At 69.9% G+C, this 16,236-nt stretch carries 16 protein-coding genes; 7 read left to right on the top strand and 9 right to left on the bottom strand.

Annotated features, from left to right (window positions below):
* The first annotated feature begins 82 nt into the window (after positions 1 to 82).
* The 4 genes from G6031_RS02420 (at position 83) to G6031_RS02405 (ending at position 4,546) form a co-directional block, all read left to right on the top strand.
* Positions 83 to 1,237 carry an acyl-CoA dehydrogenase family protein gene (locus tag G6031_RS02420; protein ID WP_179525657.1) on the top strand — a complete coding sequence of 385 codons (1,155 nt, stop codon included), beginning with the start codon at positions 83 to 85 and terminating at the stop codon, positions 1,235 to 1,237.
* Positions 1,234 to 1,686 carry a MaoC family dehydratase gene (locus G6031_RS02415; protein WP_182610334.1) on the top strand — a complete coding sequence of 151 codons (453 nt, stop codon included), beginning with the start codon at positions 1,234 to 1,236 and terminating at the stop codon, positions 1,684 to 1,686. The genes G6031_RS02420 and G6031_RS02415 overlap by 4 nt, the downstream gene beginning before the upstream one ends.
* 16 nt (positions 1,687 to 1,702) lie before the next feature.
* Positions 1,703 to 2,944, top strand: a complete 1,242-nt coding sequence (locus G6031_RS02410) for an acetyl-CoA C-acetyltransferase (protein ID WP_182652338.1) — start codon at positions 1,703 to 1,705, stop codon at positions 2,942 to 2,944.
* Positions 2,945 to 3,190: 246 nt separating this feature from the next.
* Entirely contained in the window at positions 3,191 to 4,546 is a 1,356-nt protein-coding gene (locus tag G6031_RS02405) for a PhoH family protein (RefSeq protein ID WP_179526279.1), read from the top strand.
* Between the two features lie 102 nt (positions 4,547 to 4,648).
* Here the strand turns inward: G6031_RS02405 and G6031_RS02400 are convergent, their stop codons facing one another.
* Both G6031_RS02400 and glpX read right to left on the bottom strand, forming a co-directional pair.
* Complete coding sequence (locus G6031_RS02400; RefSeq protein WP_179525655.1) at positions 4,649 to 6,052, bottom strand: class II fumarate hydratase; 1,404 nt, start codon at positions 6,050 to 6,052, stop codon at positions 4,649 to 4,651.
* A gap of 65 nt (positions 6,053 to 6,117) precedes the next feature.
* The gene (glpX, locus tag G6031_RS02395) at positions 6,118 to 7,128 is read right to left on the bottom strand and encodes a class II fructose-bisphosphatase (RefSeq protein ID WP_179525654.1); all 1,011 of its coding nucleotides are present in this window, start codon (positions 7,126 to 7,128) and stop codon (positions 6,118 to 6,120) included.
* 147 nt (positions 7,129 to 7,275) lie between these two features.
* On the opposite strand from glpX, the gene G6031_RS02390 reads away from it, so the two are divergent.
* Positions 7,276 to 7,839, top strand: a complete 564-nt coding sequence (locus G6031_RS02390; protein ID WP_179525653.1) for a DUF4245 domain-containing protein — start codon at positions 7,276 to 7,278, stop codon at positions 7,837 to 7,839.
* A gap of 77 nt (positions 7,840 to 7,916) precedes the next feature.
* Here G6031_RS02390 and G6031_RS02385 read toward each other — a convergent pair whose 3' ends face one another.
* From G6031_RS02385 to G6031_RS02375, 3 genes are read right to left on the bottom strand one after another with little or no spacing between them, the layout of a single operon-like run.
* A complete protein-coding gene (locus G6031_RS02385; protein ID WP_179525652.1) occupies positions 7,917 to 8,147 on the bottom strand; it encodes an exodeoxyribonuclease VII small subunit in 231 nt (76 codons plus the stop codon).
* Positions 8,147 to 9,454, bottom strand: coding sequence for an exodeoxyribonuclease VII large subunit (gene xseA, locus G6031_RS02380; RefSeq protein ID WP_182652327.1), 1,308 nt, complete (start codon positions 9,452 to 9,454; stop codon positions 8,147 to 8,149). Before xseA ends, G6031_RS02385 begins: the two co-directional genes overlap by 1 nt.
* Complete coding sequence (locus tag G6031_RS02375) at positions 9,451 to 9,834, bottom strand: hypothetical protein (RefSeq protein ID WP_182639912.1); 384 nt, start codon at positions 9,832 to 9,834, stop codon at positions 9,451 to 9,453. Before G6031_RS02375 ends, xseA begins: the two co-directional genes overlap by 4 nt.
* Before the next feature lie 72 nt (positions 9,835 to 9,906).
* Here G6031_RS02375 and G6031_RS02370 point away from each other — a divergent pair, with 72 nt between their 5' ends.
* The gene (locus G6031_RS02370) at positions 9,907 to 10,887 is read left to right on the top strand and encodes a 4-hydroxy-3-methylbut-2-enyl diphosphate reductase (protein ID WP_179525649.1); all 981 of its coding nucleotides are present in this window, start codon (positions 9,907 to 9,909) and stop codon (positions 10,885 to 10,887) included.
* A gap of 30 nt (positions 10,888 to 10,917) precedes the next feature.
* On the opposite strand, the gene G6031_RS02365 is transcribed toward G6031_RS02370, so the two are convergent.
* Together G6031_RS02365 and G6031_RS02360 are read right to left on the bottom strand one after the other, a co-directional pair.
* Complete coding sequence (locus G6031_RS02365) at positions 10,918 to 11,409, bottom strand: DUF6542 domain-containing protein (protein WP_179525648.1); 492 nt, start codon at positions 11,407 to 11,409, stop codon at positions 10,918 to 10,920.
* Positions 11,410 to 11,420: 11 nt separating this feature from the next.
* Positions 11,421 to 12,935, bottom strand: coding sequence for an AI-2E family transporter (locus G6031_RS02360; RefSeq protein WP_182652326.1), 1,515 nt, complete (start codon positions 12,933 to 12,935; stop codon positions 11,421 to 11,423).
* A gap of 99 nt (positions 12,936 to 13,034) precedes the next feature.
* On the opposite strand from G6031_RS02360, the gene ychF reads away from it, so the two are divergent.
* On the top strand, positions 13,035 to 14,114 hold the full coding sequence (gene ychF / locus G6031_RS02355; protein WP_182652325.1) for a redox-regulated ATPase YchF: 1,080 nt from the start codon (positions 13,035 to 13,037) through the stop codon (positions 14,112 to 14,114).
* A 70-nt stretch (positions 14,115 to 14,184) separates the two neighbouring features.
* Here the strand turns inward: ychF and G6031_RS02350 are convergent, their stop codons facing one another.
* Both G6031_RS02350 and G6031_RS02345 read right to left on the bottom strand, forming a co-directional pair.
* Positions 14,185 to 15,222 carry a methionine synthase gene (locus tag G6031_RS02350; protein ID WP_182652324.1) on the bottom strand — a complete coding sequence of 346 codons (1,038 nt, stop codon included), beginning with the start codon at positions 15,220 to 15,222 and terminating at the stop codon, positions 14,185 to 14,187.
* Positions 15,223 to 15,242: 20 nt separating this feature from the next.
* A complete protein-coding gene (locus tag G6031_RS02345) occupies positions 15,243 to 16,235 on the bottom strand; it encodes a putative oxygenase MesX (protein WP_182652323.1) in 993 nt (330 codons plus the stop codon).
* Between the last annotated feature and the right edge of the window lies 1 nt (position 16,236).

Genomic DNA, 16,236 nt, shown 5'->3' with positions numbered 1-16,236 from the left:
TTATTGACTATCGGATGGAGGGTTGCGATGATGTCCGGACCCCGCCCGACGGGCGGATCGAGACGACGACGAGGTGTCACCGGTGCCGGACCTGAACCAGGACGAGGCCGACCTCGTCGCGACCGTGCGCCGGTTCATCGACCGCGAGGTCAGGCCGTCCGTGCGCGAGATGGAGCACGCGGACGAGTACCCGGAACGCTGGATCGAGCAGATGAAGCAGATCGGGATCTACGGCCTGGCCGTCCCCGAGGAGTACGGCGGGATGCCGGTCTCGATGCCCTGCTTCGTGCGCGTCACCGAGGAACTCGCCCGCGGTTGGATGTCCCTGGCGGGCGCCATGGGCGGGCACACGGTGGTGGCGAAGCTCCTCACCGAGTTCGGCACCGAGGAGCAGAAGTCCACCCACCTCCCGACGATGGCCACGGGTGAGGTGCGGGCGACCATGGCCCTCACGGAGCCCGGCGGGGGGTCGGACCTCCAGGCCATGGGCACCGTCGCGACACCCGACGGAGACGACCTGGTGATCACCGGGGCCAAGACGTGGATCTCGAACGCGCGCCGCTCCGGCCTCATCGCCCTGCTCTGCAAGACTGACCCGTCGGCGACGCCCGCGCACAGGGGGATCTCGATCGTCCTGGTCGGGCACGGTCCCGGGCTGACCGTCTCGAGGGACCTGTCCAAGCTCGGGTACAAGGGCGTCGAGACGTGTGAGCTGGCCTTCGACGGCTATCGCACGCCCGCCACGCAGGTGCTCGGCGGCGAGCCCGGACGTGGCTTCGCCCAGATGATGAAGGGCCTGGAGACCGGACGGATCCAGGTGGCCGGCCGTGCCCTCGGGGTGGCGGCCGCCGCCCTCGAGGATTCTCTCGCCTACGCGCAGCAGCGGGAGTCGTTCGGGCAGCCCATCTGGAAGCACCAGGCGGTCGGTCACCGTCTGGCCGACATGGCCACCAAGCTGTCCGCCGCGCGCCAGCTCACGCTCCACGCCGCCGAGCGTTCCGAGGCCGGCGAGCGCTGCGACATGGAGGCCGGGATGGCCAAGCTGTTCGCCTCCGAAGTCGGCATGGAGATCGCGCTCGACGCGGTCCGGATCCACGGCGGGTACGGCTACTCCACGGAGTACGACGTGGAGCGGTACTTCCGCGACGCCCCGCTCATGATCGTGGGCGAGGGGACCAACGAGATCCAACGCAACGTCATCGCATCGCAGCTGGTGCAGCGAGGAGGACTGTCATGAGGGTGTTCGAGGGACTGGAGCAGCTCGAGGCCGAACTCGGGCGACACGTGGGGTACAGCGACTGGATGGAGATCACCCAGGACCGCATCGACGCGTTCGCCGACGCGACCGGGGACCACCAGTGGATCCACGTCGACCCGGTCCGGGCGGCGCAGGGGCCCTACGGTGCCACCATCGCCCACGGCTACCTGACCCTCTCCCTGCTGCCCGTGCTGGGCGCGGAGGTCATGGAGATCCGGGGGTTCCGGATGATGATCAACTACGGCGTCGACAAGGTCCGGTTCCCGGCACCGGTCCCGGTGGGATCGCGCATCCGGGCGGGGATCGAGCTCACCTCGCTCCAGCGCAGGGCCTCCGGGGTCCAGCTAGGCAGTCTGGTGACCGTGGAGGTCGAGGGCTCCGACCGTCCGGCGGTCGTCGCCGAGACCGTCCGGATGATGGTGGAATGAGTCGGTGAGTTCCCGCATGTCGCGGGCCCTCGCCGACGTCGTGGTCTGCGAACCCGTGCGCACCGCGGTGGGTCGCCGCCACGGCGCCCTCGCCCCGCTCGCGGCCGCCGATCTGGCCGCGGCCGCGATCTCCGGTCTGGTCGACCGCACCGGTCTGTCCGCCACGGACGTCGACGACGTGATCCTCGGGCAGTGTTACCCGAACGGGGAGGCTCCGGCGATCGGGCGCGTCGCGGCACTGGACGCCGGCCTGGACATCCGCACCCCCGGGATCCAGATCGACCGCCGGTGCGGATCCGGACTGCAGGCCGTGCTCAACGCCGCGATGCAGGTGGCGGTGGGCGCGAGCGAGGTGGTGATCGCGGGCGGGGCGGAGTCGATGTCGAACAGCGAGTTCTACTCGCTCGGCCTGCGCGGCGGTGTCCGCGGTGACCGCGTCGAGTTCGTCGACCGCATCGCGCGGGGCCGGGTGACGTCGGGCGGCCGTGACCACCCGATCCCCGGAGGCATGCTCGAGACCGCCGAGAACCTCCGCGCCGAGTACTCGATCTCCCGAGCCGAGCAGGACGAGCTGGCGGCCGAGAGCCAGCGGCGCGCCGTCGCGGCGCAGGACGGGCGGGTGTTCGACGAGGAGATCGTGCCGGTGCGGGTCCCCCGGGGCGGGGGAGACGACGACGTCGTCGTCGACACCGACGAGCACCCCCGCCGCGGTGTCACCGCGGCATCACTCGCCGCGCTGCGCCCCGTGCGCTCCCGGCTCGACCCCGACGCGACCGTGACCGCCGGCAACGCCAGCGGGGAGAACGACGGCGCCGCGGTGTGCGTCGTGACCACCCGCGATCGCGCGGAGAGCCTCGGGCTGCGCGCGTACGTCAGGCCCCTCGGGTGGTCGGTGACCGGGGTCCATCCCGCCCGGATGGGGATCGGTCCCGTCTCCGCCACCGCCGGGCTCCTGAACGATCTCGGGCTGCGTCTCGCCGCCTTCGACCTGATCGAACTCAACGAGGCCTTCGCCGCCCAGGTCCTGGCGTGCCTGCGGGAGTGGGAGGGCGGGTTCGGCTTCACGGCGGCCGACCGCGAGCGGCTCAACGTGCACGGCTCGGGGATCTCGCTCGGCCACCCCGTCGGGGCCACGGGGACCCGCATCCTCACCACGATGGCCCGCGAGCTCGCCCGCCGGCAGGGCCGGCTCGCCCTGGAGACGATGTGCCTGGGCGGCGGACAGGGCCTGGCCGCCGCGTTCGAGAGGGTGCCGTGACCCGGTGTGCGTCACGGACCCCGGCGAGACCGACGAATTCACGATGAGTTAACTCACACTCGTGTGATTCGGGCGTAGCGTGGGTCACAACGGTCGGTGGGGAAGCCGACCGTCGGGAGGTCCCAGCCGATGATCGATCCACTCGATCGGGAGGGGGCCGGCACCCGGCCCCGTCACCACCAGGTGACCTGGGCCGACCGGTCCACCCCCAGCTCGCCCGCGGGTGCCGCGGGCCAGGAGTCCGCCGTGACCGACACCGTACGCACCTACGTCCTCGACACCTCGGTTCTGCTCTCTGACCCGTGGGCCGTCACCCGCTTCGCCGAGCACCGCGTGGTGCTGCCCATCGCGGTGATCGGGGAGTTGGAGGGCAAGCGACACCACCCCGAGCTGGGCTACTTCGCCCGCGAGGCGCTCCGACTCCTCGAGGATCTGCGCCTCCGCCACGGGCGGCTCGACGGCGACCTGCCCATCACCGACCAGGGGGGAACTCTGCGGGTCGAGCTCAACCACACCGACCAGGCGATCCTGCCCGCCGGGTTCCGGAACACGGGGGAGGACTCCCGGATCCTCGCGTGCGCGCTCAACCTCCGCGCCGAGGGCCTCGACACGGTCCTGGTCTCCAAGGACGTGCCGCTGCGGGTCAAGGCGGGCTCCGTGGGACTGCCCGCCGACGAGTACCACGCCCAGGACGTGGTGCTGACCGGCTACAGCGGGGTCGCGAACCTGCCCGCCACCCAGGACCTCGTGGACACCCTGTTCTCCGATGGCGGGGCCTCGCCCCTCGCGGCCCGGGCGGCCGGCCTGGACGTGGAGACGCCGGTGCACTGCGGGATCCGGGTCCAGACCGAGTCGTCCTCGGCGCTGGCCCGCGTCACCGACGGCGGCGGCCTCAAGCTCGTCCGCGGCGACATCGAGGTGTTCGGACTGCGCGGTCGCTCCGCCGAGCAGCGCATCGCCATCGACTGCCTGCTGGACGAGTCGATCGGGATCGTCTCCCTCGGTGGCCGGGCGGGGACGGGCAAGTCCGCGCTCGCCCTGTGCGCGGGGCTCGAGTCGGTACTGGAGCGTCGCCGCCACCGCAAGATCGTGGTGTTCCGGCCCCTCTACGCCGTGGGCGGACAGGAGCTCGGCTACCTGCCGGGGAGCGAGACGGAGAAGATGTCGCCGTGGTCCCAGGCGGTGTTCGACACCCTCGAGGGCCTGGTCAGCGAGAACGTGATCGACGAGGTGATGGACCGGGAGATCCTGGAGGTGCTGCCGCTGACCCACATCCGCGGCCGGAGCCTGCACGACTCGTTCGTGATCGTCGACGAGGCGCAGTCACTCGAGCGCAACGTCCTGCTCACGGTGCTCTCCAGGCTGGGGACGGGATCGCGCGTGGTGCTCACCCACGACGTGGCCCAGCGGGACAACCTGCGGGTCGGCCGTCACGACGGGATCCAGGCCGTGGTGGAGAAGCTCAAGGGGCATCCGTTGTTCGCACACGTCACCCTCAACCGCTCGGAGCGCTCGGCGATCGCCGAACTGGTCACCACGATGCTCGAGGAGTTCCACCCGGACGCCGAGCCGGGGGAGCTGCGCCGGATCACCGCGGCATGACCAACGGGTGAGCAGACACCGCGCTGCGTGCCCGGACCGGGCACGCAGCGCGGTGTTCCTCACCGGGTCTCGTCGGCCCCGTGCGGCAGACCGCGTCCGGGGTCAGCGCTCGCGGTCGAGGCCCGTCATCCCCAACACGTCGAGGCGGCGGTCCAGCTCGTCCTCGCTCAGCGGGTCGGGGACGAAGCCCAGGGCGATGACGGCCTCGCGGATCGTCAACCCCTCCGCCAGGGCGTGCTTGGCCACCCGGGCGGCCTCCTCGTAGCCGATCGCCGAGTTGAGCGGGGTGACGATCGAGGGCGAGGACTCGGCGTACCGGCGCATCCGCTCGACGTCGGGCTCGATCCCGTCGATGCAGCGTTCGGCGAACAGGGTCGTGGACGTGGTGAGGATCCGGGCGGATTCCAGGACGTTGCGGGCCATCACCGGGATCGCCGTGTTGAGCTCGAAGGCCCCGGTGGCGCCGGCCCAGGCCACGGCCGCGTCGTTGCCCACGACCTGGGCGGCGACCTGGGAGATGGTCTCGCACAGTACGGGGTTGACCTTGCCGGGCATGATCGACGACCCGGGCTGCAGGTCCGGCAGGTGGATCTCGGACAACCCCGTCATGGGACCGGACCCCATCCACCGGACGTCGTTGGCGATCTTGGTGAGCGAGACGGCGATCGTGCGCAGCGCACCGGAGAGCTCCACGAGACCGTCGCGGGCGGACTGCGCCTCGAACGGGTCCTCCGCCAGGCGCAGCTCCTCGAGCCCCGTGAGTGAGCGCAGTTCCTCGACCACCGCGGAGCCGAAACCGTCCGGCGCGTTGAGTCCGGTGCCGGCCGCGGTGCCACCGATCGGGAGCTCGCCCACCCGGGGCAGGGTGGCGCACACGCGCTCGGCCCCGGCCCGGATCTGGCGCGCGTACCCCCCGAACTCCTGGCCGAGGGTCACGGGCACCGCGTCCATGAGATGGGTGCGGCCGGACTTGACCACCTCCCGCCACTCGACGGACTTGCGCTCGAACGACCCGGCCAGCACCCCCAGCGCGGGGACGAGCTCGGTCAGCGCCAACTCCGTCGCGGCGACATGCGTGGCGGTGGGGAAGGTGTCGTTGGAGGACTGCGACATGTTGACGTCGTCGTTCGGGTGGACCGTGACGCCCTCGGCCGCGCACATCGAGGCGATGACCTCGTTGGCGTTCATGTTCGAGCTGGTTCCGGAGCCGGTCTGGAACACGTCGACGGGGAAGTGGTCGTCGACCTCACCCTCCGCGATCCGTCCGGCCGCGGACACGATGGCGTCGACCTTGGTCTTCTCGAGGAGACCGAGACGGCCGTTGACGGTCGCGCAGGCGGACTTGAGTAGGCCGAGGGCGCGAATCTGTGCTCGCTCGAGACCGCTGCCCGAGACCGGGAAGTTCTCCACCGCCCGCTGGGTCTGGGCCCGCCAGAGCGCGTCGACGGGTACCCGGACCTCGCCCATGGTGTCGTGCTCGATACGGAATCCACTCTGGTCAGCCATACGGTCAGAGTAGGCGGGCACGCCGCACCGTGCAGGCGCTCTCGGCGCGGCGGGCCCGGGTGGGGTCAGCTGTCGCGCGTCCCCTGGCCGTAGTCGACCGCCGAGAACTCGCGGAGCTTCTCCATGCGGTGGCGGGCCTCGACGTGCCGGACCGTGCCCGACTTCGATCGCATGACCAGCGACCTGGTGACGGCGCCGTTCGAGCGGTAGCTGACGCCACGGACCATGTCGCCGTTGGTGATACCGGTCGCCGCGAAGAAGCAGTTGTCACCCTTGACCAGGTCGTCGGTGCCGAGGAACGCATCCACGTCGAGGCCGGCGTCCACGGCCTTCTGGCGCTCGGCGTCGTCCTGCGGCCAGAGCTGCCCCTGGATCTCCCCGCCCATGCACTTCATGGCGCAGGCGGTGATGATCCCCTCCGGGGTGCCGCCGATGCCCATGAGGATGTCCACCGAGCTGTCGTCCGAGGCGGCGGCGACGCCGCCGGCCACGTCCCCGTCCATGATCAGCCGGACCTTGGCGCCGGCCGCGCGGATCTCCGCGATGAGTTCGGCGTGCCGGGGGCGGTCGAGGACGCAGACCGTCATGTCCCCGACGTCGATGTTCTTGGCCTTGGCCACGGACAGGATGTTCCATTCGGTGGACTTGGACAGGTCGATGTGACCGACCGCGTCCGGCCCCACGGCGATCTTGCGCATGTAGAACACCGCGGAGGGGTCGAACATCGCGCCACGCTCGGCGACCGCGATGACGGCGATCGAGTTGGGCCGGCCCTCGGCCATGAGGCGCGTCCCGTCGATCGGGTCCACGGCCACGTCGACCGCGGGACCGTGCCCGGTGCCGACCTTCTCGCCGTTGAACAGCATCGGCGCCTCGTCCTTCTCGCCCTCGCCGATCACCACGACGCCGTCCATGTCGACGGTGCCGATGAGCTCGCGCATGGCGTCCACGGCCGCGCCGTCACCCCCGAGCTTGTCGCCCCGGCCCACCCACCGGCCGGCCGCGAGCGCGGCGGCCTCGGTGACTCGGACGAGCTCCATGGCGAGGTTACGGTCGGGGCGTAGGGCGTCTGACATGTGGCGTCGGGCTCCTCGGATAGCTGCGCGCGAACAGACGTGGCCACTCGCCGCACGATGGGGTGTCGGCGCTCATTGTTGCACCTCCCGACGCCCGCCGGGGGCCAGGCGCCCGACATGCCCCGGGTGGGTGGGATACTGGACGCCGTGGCCGAGCCGAAACCGAGAATCCTGCAGGGCAACCGCGACATGTTCTGGTCGGTGGTGGTGCTCATGGCGATCGTCGGGATCTTCGCCGGAGTCGCGGGCCAGTGCACCTTCAGCCCGTCCGGACCACAGCAGGGCGCCATCCCCGAGTTCGACGCAGAGGCCTCCCTGCGCCAGGACGCGCGCAGCCTGGGCTTCCCGGTCCGGTCCCCGGACGTCCCGGAGGAGTGGACCTCGAACTCGGGGCGGGTCGAGAGCTTCGCCGACACCACCTCGAGTCACGTCGGCTGGGTGACGGGCGAGCGGAGCTTCGTCGAACTGGTCCAGTCCGACGCCCCCGAGGAGGCGTTCCGGTCACTGAACGGCGGACCGCGACCGAGCCGGACCATCGTGCCGGTGACCGGGCAGGAGTGGACCGTGTACACCGGCGACGACGTCCGCCCGGTGTGGGTGCTGGACCTGGACGACGTCCGCGTGGCGGTGACCGGGTCGGCCACCACCTCGGACTTCGAGGCGTTGGCCGCGGCCGTCCAGGACGCCGAACCGCTCCCGAGCAGCCGGTAGCCAGCGGTTCGACCGCCACCGGTTCGACCGCCGCCAGATCGACCCTGGCCGGCCGGGCGCGCGGGGGGTGTGGCCTCCTAGGTACGGCTTCCGGCGTCGTCGTCGTCGCCCAGCACCGCATCGATCCGGTCACGCGCACCGTCCAGGTGCTCCGTGCACCGCGCGGCGAGCTCCTCGCCCCGCTCCCAGAGCGCCAGGGACGCGTCCAGGTCCTGGCCTCCGGCCTCGAGGATGCGGACCACCTCGATCAACTCGTCGCGGGCCTCCTCGTAGCCGAGCTGGGAGACGGGGGTCTGCTCGTCGGACATCAGGACTGCTCCTCGGGTGTGGCGGGCTCGGGCGGTGTGGTGGTGGCCGCGGGCCGTCCCGCGGCGGGGGTGGTGCCGAGGACGGCGGCGGACAGTGCGCCGTCCGATACCCGGATGCGCAGCTGCGACCCGGGCGGGGCGTGGGCGATGGAGGAGACCACCCGGCCGTCGTGGTCCCCGGCGACGGACTGGACCACCGCGTACCCGCGCGCCAGCGTGGCCGCCGGTCCGAGCGTGGTCAGCCGCGCCGCGAGATGGCCGAGGGACGTGGACTCGGTCTGGACGATCCGGGTGATGTCCCGCCGGGCCGCCCGGAGCGCCTCGGCCACCACCTCGGCCCGTGAGTCCACGAGTCCGTACGGGTTCGCCATCACCGGGCGGGAGCGGATCGCCGTGAGTTGCCCGCGCTCCCGTTCCACCCATCCCCGCAGGGCGCGTGCGGTCCGGGCGCGGGCCTCGACGATGCGGCGACGCTCCTCGGCGACGTCCGGGACCACGCGCTTGGCGGCGTCGGTGGGGGTGGCCGCGCGCAGGTCGGCGACCAGATCGGAGAGCGGGGAGTCCGGCTCGTGTCCGATCGCGCTGACCACGGGCGTGCGACACCGCGAGATCGCCCGCACCAGGGCCTCGTCGGAGAACGGGAGGAGATCCTCGACCGAGCCCCCGCCTCGGGCCAGGATGATCACGTCGACGACCGGGTCGGCGTCGAGTTCCGCCAACGCCTCCAGGATCTGCGGTACGGCCGACGGTCCCTGGACCGCGGTGTTGCGGACGGCGAACCGCACGTCGGGCCACCGACCCCGGGACACCTCGACCACGTCGCGCTCGGCCGCACTCGCGCGGCCGGTCACCAGCCCGACACAGGTCGGCAGGAACGGCAGCGGGCGCTTGAGACGAGGGTCGAACAGCCCCTCGGCGGCCAGGGCCTGCTTGAGCCTCTCGATGCGGGCGAGGAGTTCGCCGATGCCCACCGGGCGGATCTCGGAGACCTGGAGCGAGAACGATCCACGACCGGTGTAGAAGCGGGGCGTTCCCCGGACCACGACCCGGCTGCCCTCGGTGACCGGCACGGGCGCCTCGGAGATGAGGCGGGGCGGGCAGGTGAGGGTCAGCGAATTGTCCACCGAGGGGTCGCGCAGGGTGAGGAACGCCGTCCGTGTGCCCGGGCGCAGGCTGAGCTGGGTGATCTGCCCCTCGACCCAGACGGGGCCGAGACGGTGGATCCAGTTGGCGATCTGGTCCGAGACCACCCGGACCGGCCACGGCTGTTCGGGGCTGCTGGGGGACCTCGTCGATCCGGCGGTCACGTGGTGCGTGGCGCGACGCGGCCGGTCGGAACGTCGGGCTCGTCGCCGCCGGGACCGCGGTCCCCGCCCGGGCCCACGGCGGTGTCAGCCCCGCCCCCGGCCCCGTCGTCGTCGAGGTCCTCGTCGAAGGTCGCCCACTCCGGCTTGTCCGACCGGGAGGGGAACACCGTCGCGATCACCCGATCGCCCTTGACCGCGAGACCGGCGACGGTCTGGCCGGCGTGCAGGTACGACTGCACCAGGCTGCCGGCGACCTTCACGGGGACCGCGGGCAGCGAGACCGCCGCCTGGAGCGCGCGACCGGGGAGCTCCACGGCGAGCTCCACCGCGGAGGCGGCGACCCCGATGGAGACACGGGTGAGGAAGAACGGACGGAGCATGGGAACCTCTCTGCCGGGGGGCGTCCGGGAGGCGTGATGGTCGGAATCCAGTATGAACCGTACCCTGGTGACATGACCGAGCAGACCGACATGATCGCCGAACCGGCAACCAAGCGAGTGCTCCTCGCGGAACCGCGCGGCTATTGCGCCGGCGTCGACCGGGCAGTCGAGACGGTCGAGAAGGCCCTGGCCAAGCATGGTGCCCCGCTGTACGTCCGCAAGGAGATCGTCCACAACAAGCACGTCGTGGAGTCCTTCACCGACCAGGGCGTGATCTTCGTCGACGAGACCGACGAGGTCCCGCACGGGTCGAACCTGGTGTTCTCCGCTCACGGCGTCTCGCCGGCCGTCCGCGAGAGCGCCCTGCAGCTGGAGCTGAACACCTTCGACGCCACCTGCCCGCTCGTGACCAAGGTCCACACCGAGGTCAAGCGCTTCGCCCGGGAGGGTTACCTGATCCTCCTGGTCGGCCACGAGGGCCACGAGGAGGTCGAGGGGACCGCGGGCGAGGCCCCCGATGTGGTGACCCTGGTCGACGGCCCGGAGTCCGTCGACGCCCTCGACATCCCCGTCGACACCGAGAAGCTGATCTGGCTCTCGCAGACCACGCTCAGCGTGGACGAGACGATGGAGACGGTGCGGCGGCTCAAGGAGAAGTACCCGACGCTGATCGATCCGCCGTCGGACGACATCTGCTACGCCACCCAGAACCGGCAGGTCGCGGTCAAGACGATGGCGCCGCAGTGCGACCTGGTGATCGTGGTGGGCTCCCAGAACTCGTCCAACTCTGTCCGCCTGGTCGAGGTGGCCCTGCAGGCCGGTGCGCGCGACGCGCACCTGGTGGACTACGCCAAGGAGATCGACACGTCCTGGTTCGAGGGCGTCACCACGGTGGGGGTGACCTCGGGCGCCTCGGTGCCGGAGTTGCTGGTCCGAGGTGTGGTGGACCTGCTGGCCGACCACGGCTTCAACGACGTCTCCTCGGTGCGGACCGCCCAGGAGACCATCACGTTCTCGCTGCCGCGCGAGCTGCGGGTTCCCAAGAAGGTCTGATCCGCGGGAGCCCCGGGATCCGCGGAAGCCTCAGCGGCGGGCGTGCGCAGGGGCCGCCCGCTGGCGGCGGACGGCCACCGGTCGCGGGCTGCGGGGTTCGAGGACGAACGCCCTGATCAGCGCGATCGCCACCACGACCAGGGTGGTCGTGAGCATCAGCGGGAACCTGGTCGCCAGCGGCAGCACCAGCGAGATCATCTGGGAACGGGAGAAGGCCGCCGCGGTCAGCCCCGCTCCGGCGATCACCGAAGCCATCGGGACGAGCACCGACATGATGAGCGGCGGTTGGATGCCGGCGACGAACAGCGCCCGGCGGGACACCGCCAGCACCGCGATCAGACACCCGAGGAAGTAGCCCACGGTGAAGCCGGTGCCGAGGCCCCCGGAGAGCGAGTCGATCGCCACCCCGGTGAGGGTGACGGCCACCGCGAGCAGGACCGCGGACCAGGCCGGCAGGCCCCGAACGGTCGATACGACGGACCTCTCGTCCGCCGGGACCCGTCCGCTCCTCCGTGTGCTCACAGGATGAGACTCTAACTCTCGAGTCGGCGAGCGAGGAATCTGCCGAAGCGCCGCAGCGCGTTGGGCTTGCTCTCCGAGGGCGAGGGTCGGTTACCGTACACGGCCTTCGGGTCGACTGGCCCCGTGGGAGGATTCGCCTGGTCGGCGGACGGATCGTCGGCATCCGGATCCGGCGGGACCACCTCGTCGTCGTCGAGTTCGAGGGTTCCCACGACCGAATCGCCCGGCCCGGTCGCACCGACGGACCCGCTGTCCGGGGCCCCGTGGACCGGTCCCGGTCGGGTGTCCTTGATCCCCGCCATGATGGCGCTGCTGCTCTTGCGCAGCGGCGCGAACCGCGAGCTCGACATCTCGCCGAGCCAGGCCGTCAGACGTCCCTCGTCGGTGGCGGACGCGAGGTCCGACGCGGTGACGTCCCCGGTCCGGAGATCGATCTGCTCGCCCAGGTAGCGGAGCATCACGGCGACCACCGCCAGGATCGGCACCGCGAGGAACGCCCCGACGATGCCGAACAGGGTTCCGCCCGCGGCCACCCCGAGCAGGATCACCACCGGATGCAGGTTCATCGCCTTGGACTGCAGGATCGGCTGGAGGATGTTGCTCTCGAGTTGCTGCACCGCGATGATCACGACCAACACGATGATCGCGGTGGTCAGGCCGTTGGCCACCAGAGCGATGAGCACCGCCAGCGCACCGGCGGTGAACGCACCGACGATGGGGATGAACCCGGCCAGGAAGGTGATGACCGCCAGCGCCCACGCCAGCGGCACACCCAGGAGGACCAGCGCGAGACCGATGAAGAAGGCGTCGACGAACGAGACGATCGCCTGGGCCCGGATGTAGCCGCCGAGGGTGTTCCAGCTGCGGGTGAGGACCTCGGTGAGGTGGCGGCCGGCATTGCGGCCGGCGATCCGGCGCACGAACGGCAGGAACCGCGGGCCGTCCTTGATGAAGAAGAACGTGAGGACCAGGACCAGGACGAAGGTGATGAGGAGCGACCCCACCGCGGTCACGCCGGTGAACACGCCGTTGGCGATCTGGTCACCGCGGTCCTGCAGTGTCGAGCTGAGCTGGCCCAGCACGCTGTCGAGCTGCTCGTCCCGGATGTTCAGTGGCGGACCCCGGAGCCAGTCCTGGACCTCGACGATCGCCTCCGAGGCCTGATCCGCCAGCTGGACACTCTGATCGATGATCGACGGGGCGATCAGGGCGAGAACGCCCGCGACAGCTCCGAGGGACCCGAGGAGCGAGATGAGTGCGGCGAGGGCCTTGGGGACGCCGTGGCGGGTCATCCATCCCGTGGGGGGCCAGAGGACCGTCGCCACGATGAGCGCGAGCAGGATCGGCAGGATGCCCACCCACAGCGCGCCACCGATCTGGCTCAGCAGCCACCCCGCGATGAGCAGGATGGCCAGGCGCAGCGCCCAGTCGGTGACCCATCGTCCGCCGAGACCGATGAGGACGGACCGGTCGACGTGCTCCTCTTCTGTCCCGACTGGAGGAGGCGGTTTCGGCTCGTCACTCATGTCACACATGATGTCAGAGGTCACGCGGGCGCGCTCCCTGTGACCGGCCGGGGTGGCGGGCAGGGGGCACGGTCGGGGCGGGACGTACACTCGGGCCTCGTGAGCCTCACACTCGGAATCGTCGGACTGCCCAACGTCGGTAAGTCGACCCTGTTCAACGCCCTGACGAACAACGACGCGCTAGCCGCGAACTACCCGTTCGCCACGATCGAGCCCAACATCGGGGTCGTGGACCTGCCGGATCCCCGCCTGGCCCGCCTGGCCGAGATCTTCGGCTCCGAGCGGATCCTGCCGGCGGTCGTGTCGTTCGTGGACATCGCCGGCATCGTCAAGGGCGCCAGCACCGGTGAGGGCATGGGCAACAAGTTCCTCGCCAACATCCGCGAGGCCGAGGCCATCTGCCAGGTCGTGCGGGTGTTCGACGACCCGGATGTGATCCACGTGGACGGCCGGGTCGACCCGATGGCCGACATCGAGGTGATCGCCACCGAGCTGATCCTGGCCGACATGGAGACCCTCGAGAAGGCCGTTCCGCGCCTGGAGAAGGAGTCCCGCAAGGACAAGTCCCTGCTTCCGCAGCTCGAGGAGATCCGCAAGGCGCAGGCCGTGCTCGAGGACGGCCGGACCCTGTTCAAGGCGCAGGACGAGGTCGACCGCACCCTGCTGCGAGACCTGCACCTGATGACCGCCAAGCCGTTCCTCTACGTCTTCAACGCCGACGAGGCCGTGCTGACCGACGCGGAGCGTCAGGCCGAGCTGCGCGCCGCCGTGGCCCCCGCCGACTGCGTGTTCCTCGACGCCAAGGTCGAGTCCGAGCTCCGTGAGTTGGAGGAAGAGGATGCCATGGAGTTGCTCGAGTCGATCGGTCAGGACGAGCCGGGCCTGAACGCGCTGGCCCGAGCCGGTTTCCACACCCTGGGCCTACAGACCTACCTCACCGCCGGGCCCAAGGAGTCGCGTGCCTGGACGATCCGCAAGGGCGACACCGCCCCCAAGGCCGCCGGCGTGATCCACACCGACTTCGAGAAGGGCTTCATCAAAGCCGAGATCGTCTCCTTTGACGACCTCGACGCCGCCGGTTCGATGGCCGCCGCCAAGGCCGCCGGCAAGGTGCGCATGGAGGGCAAGGACTATGTGATGGCCGACGGCGACGTGGTGGAGTTCCGCTTCAACGTGTGATCCTCGGCGCTTCAGCGAGGGCCCCGTCTGCCTTGGCAGGCGGGGCCGCCGGCGTTCTCAGACCGATAGGTCAGGCCTTGGCGGCGGAGAGCTCCTCACGAACTACGCGCGCACCCGCGCTGAGCGAGCTCAACTTCGCCAGTGCGATGTCCCGGGATAAGGGCGCCATGCCGCAGTTGGAGCTCGGCAGGAGTCTGTCCTCGTCGACGAACTGCAGGGCGTTGCGGAGCGTGGCGGCGACCTCCTCCGGAGTCTCGACCTTCTCGTTGGCCACGTCGATCGCCCCGAGCATGACCTTCTTGCCGCGGACCAGTTCGACGAGGTCGATCGGGACACGGGAGTTGTGGCACTCCAGGGAGATGATGTCGATGCTGGACTGTTGCAGGAGGGGGAACGACTCCTCGTACTGGCGCCATTCCGAACCGAGGGTGGCCTTCCAGTCGGTGTTCGCCTTGATCCCGTAGCCGTAGCAGATGTGCACCGCGGTCTCCGCGCGTAATCCCTCCGCCGCCCTTTCCAGCGTCGCCACGCCCCAGTCCTTCACTTCATCGGAGTAGACGTTGAACGCGGGCTCGTCGAACTGGATGATGTCGACCCCCGCAGCCTCCAGGTCTCGTGCCTCCTGGTTGAGGATCGTCGCGAACTCCCACGCCAACTTCTCGCGACTGGAGTAGTGGCCGTCGTAGAGCGTGTCGATCATCGTCATGGGGCCGGGGAGTGCCCACTTGATCGGCCGATCGGTCTGCTGTCGTAGGAACTTCGCGTCGTCGACGAAGACCGGCGTGGAGCGGCTCACGTCACCGACGACGGTAGGCACACTCGCGTCATAGCGATCGCGGATCCGAACCGTCTCGCGCTGCTCGAAGTCGACCCCGTCGAGATGCTCGATGAACGTCGTGACGAAGTGCTGACGGGTCTGCTCGCCGTCACTGACGATGTCGATTCCGCGATCGCTCTGCTCGTTCACGGCGATACGCAGAGCGTCCTGCTTACCCTCGACAAACTCATCGCCCTGCAACCTCCAGGGCGCCCAGAGGGTTTCAGGCTGGGCGAGCCACGAGGGCTTGGGCAGGCTGCCGACGATGGACGTGGGCAGTATCTGGTTCATGGTCGACTCTCCTCCGGTGGTCATCCGACGAGGACGGGGTAGCGGGCGGCCCACTGCTCGAGGAGTTCGCGGTGGGGCTCCACAAGGTGGTCTTCGGTGTACTTGCCCTGCTTCGTCGCGAGCTGACTGCGCTCGACACGGTCGTAGATGATCGGGGTGGGCGAGTAGTCCTTCTGTTCCAGGGTCGGTCGGTAGATCTCTGCGGCGGGGGAGGTCGCGTTGTAGATCTCCGGCCGATAGATCCGCTGGAACGTCTCCATGACGCTCACCGTGCCGATGAGCTGCAGGTCGGTGTAGTCGCTGAGCAGATCGCCTCGGAAGTAGAACGCGAGCGGGGCGACCCCGCCGGGCGGCAGGAAAAACCTGACCTGGAGCCCCATCTTGCGGAAGTACTCGTCGGTCAACGAATAGTCGTCCTGCTGGTACTCGACACCGAGGGTCGGATGGTGGTGTCCGGTCCGACGGTAGGTCCGGCTCGTGGACACACTGATGCAGATCACGGGATTCACCTCGAAGCGCTCCCGGTAGGCCTCGGAGTCGAGGAAGTGCTGGAACAACTTGCCGTGCAGGTCGCCGAAGTCGCCGGGCACGATGAACTCGGAGCGTCCCTCGTTGACCGCTGGCAGCCGAACGCTGAAGTCGAAATCGCGGACGTAGGACGAGAAGTTGTTCCCGACGATCCCGGGGATGCGAACACCGGTGTCCCGGTCGACGATCTGTATGTCCAGTACCTCGATCAGGGGAAACCGGTGGTCCGCGCCCTTCGAGTGGAACTGCAGCTCGGCGGAGACGATCTCGAGCTCGACGGAGTAGCGGTCCCCGGTCGGATTGTCCCGGCGTGCGAGGTCATTGAACCGGTGGTTGATCATGGACAGGGTTCGGCGGAGGTTCTGCTGACGGTGCTCGCCTCGGGCCAGGTTCGCGAAATTCGTGGTGGTTCGGGAGTTCTCCGACGGTGAGTAGTTCTCGTCGAAGCGGGTGGTGGTGATGCGATACGTGAATTCGTTCGACATG

Source organism: Dietzia sp. CQ4, assembly GCF_014145125.1.
In the GTDB taxonomy this organism is placed as follows: domain Bacteria; phylum Actinomycetota; class Actinomycetes; order Mycobacteriales; family Mycobacteriaceae; genus Dietzia; species Dietzia natronolimnaea.
The sequence above is the reverse complement of the archived record's forward strand: the minus strand, read 5'-3'. Positions and strand labels throughout refer to the sequence as shown.

Bases quoted from the DNA above. Each gene is read 5' to 3' on its own strand.
- G6031_RS02385 (WP_179525652.1), bottom strand. From the start codon at position 8,147: ATGTCCGACGAGCAGACCCCCGTCTCCCAGCTCGGCTACGAGGAGGCC.
- glpX (WP_179525654.1), bottom strand. From the start codon at position 7,128: ATGTCAGACGCCCTACGCCCCGACCGTAACCTCGCCATGGAGCTCGTC.
- G6031_RS02415 (WP_182610334.1), top strand. From the start codon at position 1,234: ATGAGGGTGTTCGAGGGACTGGAGCAGCTCGAGGCCGAACTCGGGCGA.
- G6031_RS02375 (WP_182639912.1), bottom strand. From the start codon at position 9,834: ATGCTCCGTCCGTTCTTCCTCACCCGTGTCTCCATCGGGGTCGCCGCC.
- G6031_RS02370 (WP_179525649.1), top strand. From the start codon at position 9,907: ATGACCGAGCAGACCGACATGATCGCCGAACCGGCAACCAAGCGAGTG.
- G6031_RS02400 (WP_179525655.1), bottom strand. From the start codon at position 6,052: ATGGCTGACCAGAGTGGATTCCGTATCGAGCACGACACCATGGGCGAG.
- G6031_RS02350 (WP_182652324.1), bottom strand. From the start codon at position 15,222: ATGAACCAGATACTGCCCACGTCCATCGTCGGCAGCCTGCCCAAGCCC.
- G6031_RS02345 (WP_182652323.1), bottom strand. From the start codon at position 16,235: ATGTCGAACGAATTCACGTATCGCATCACCACCACCCGCTTCGACGAG.
- G6031_RS02360 (WP_182652326.1), bottom strand. From the start codon at position 12,935: ATGAGTGACGAGCCGAAACCGCCTCCTCCAGTCGGGACAGAAGAGGAG.
- G6031_RS02410 (WP_182652338.1), top strand. From the start codon at position 1,703: ATGTCGCGGGCCCTCGCCGACGTCGTGGTCTGCGAACCCGTGCGCACC.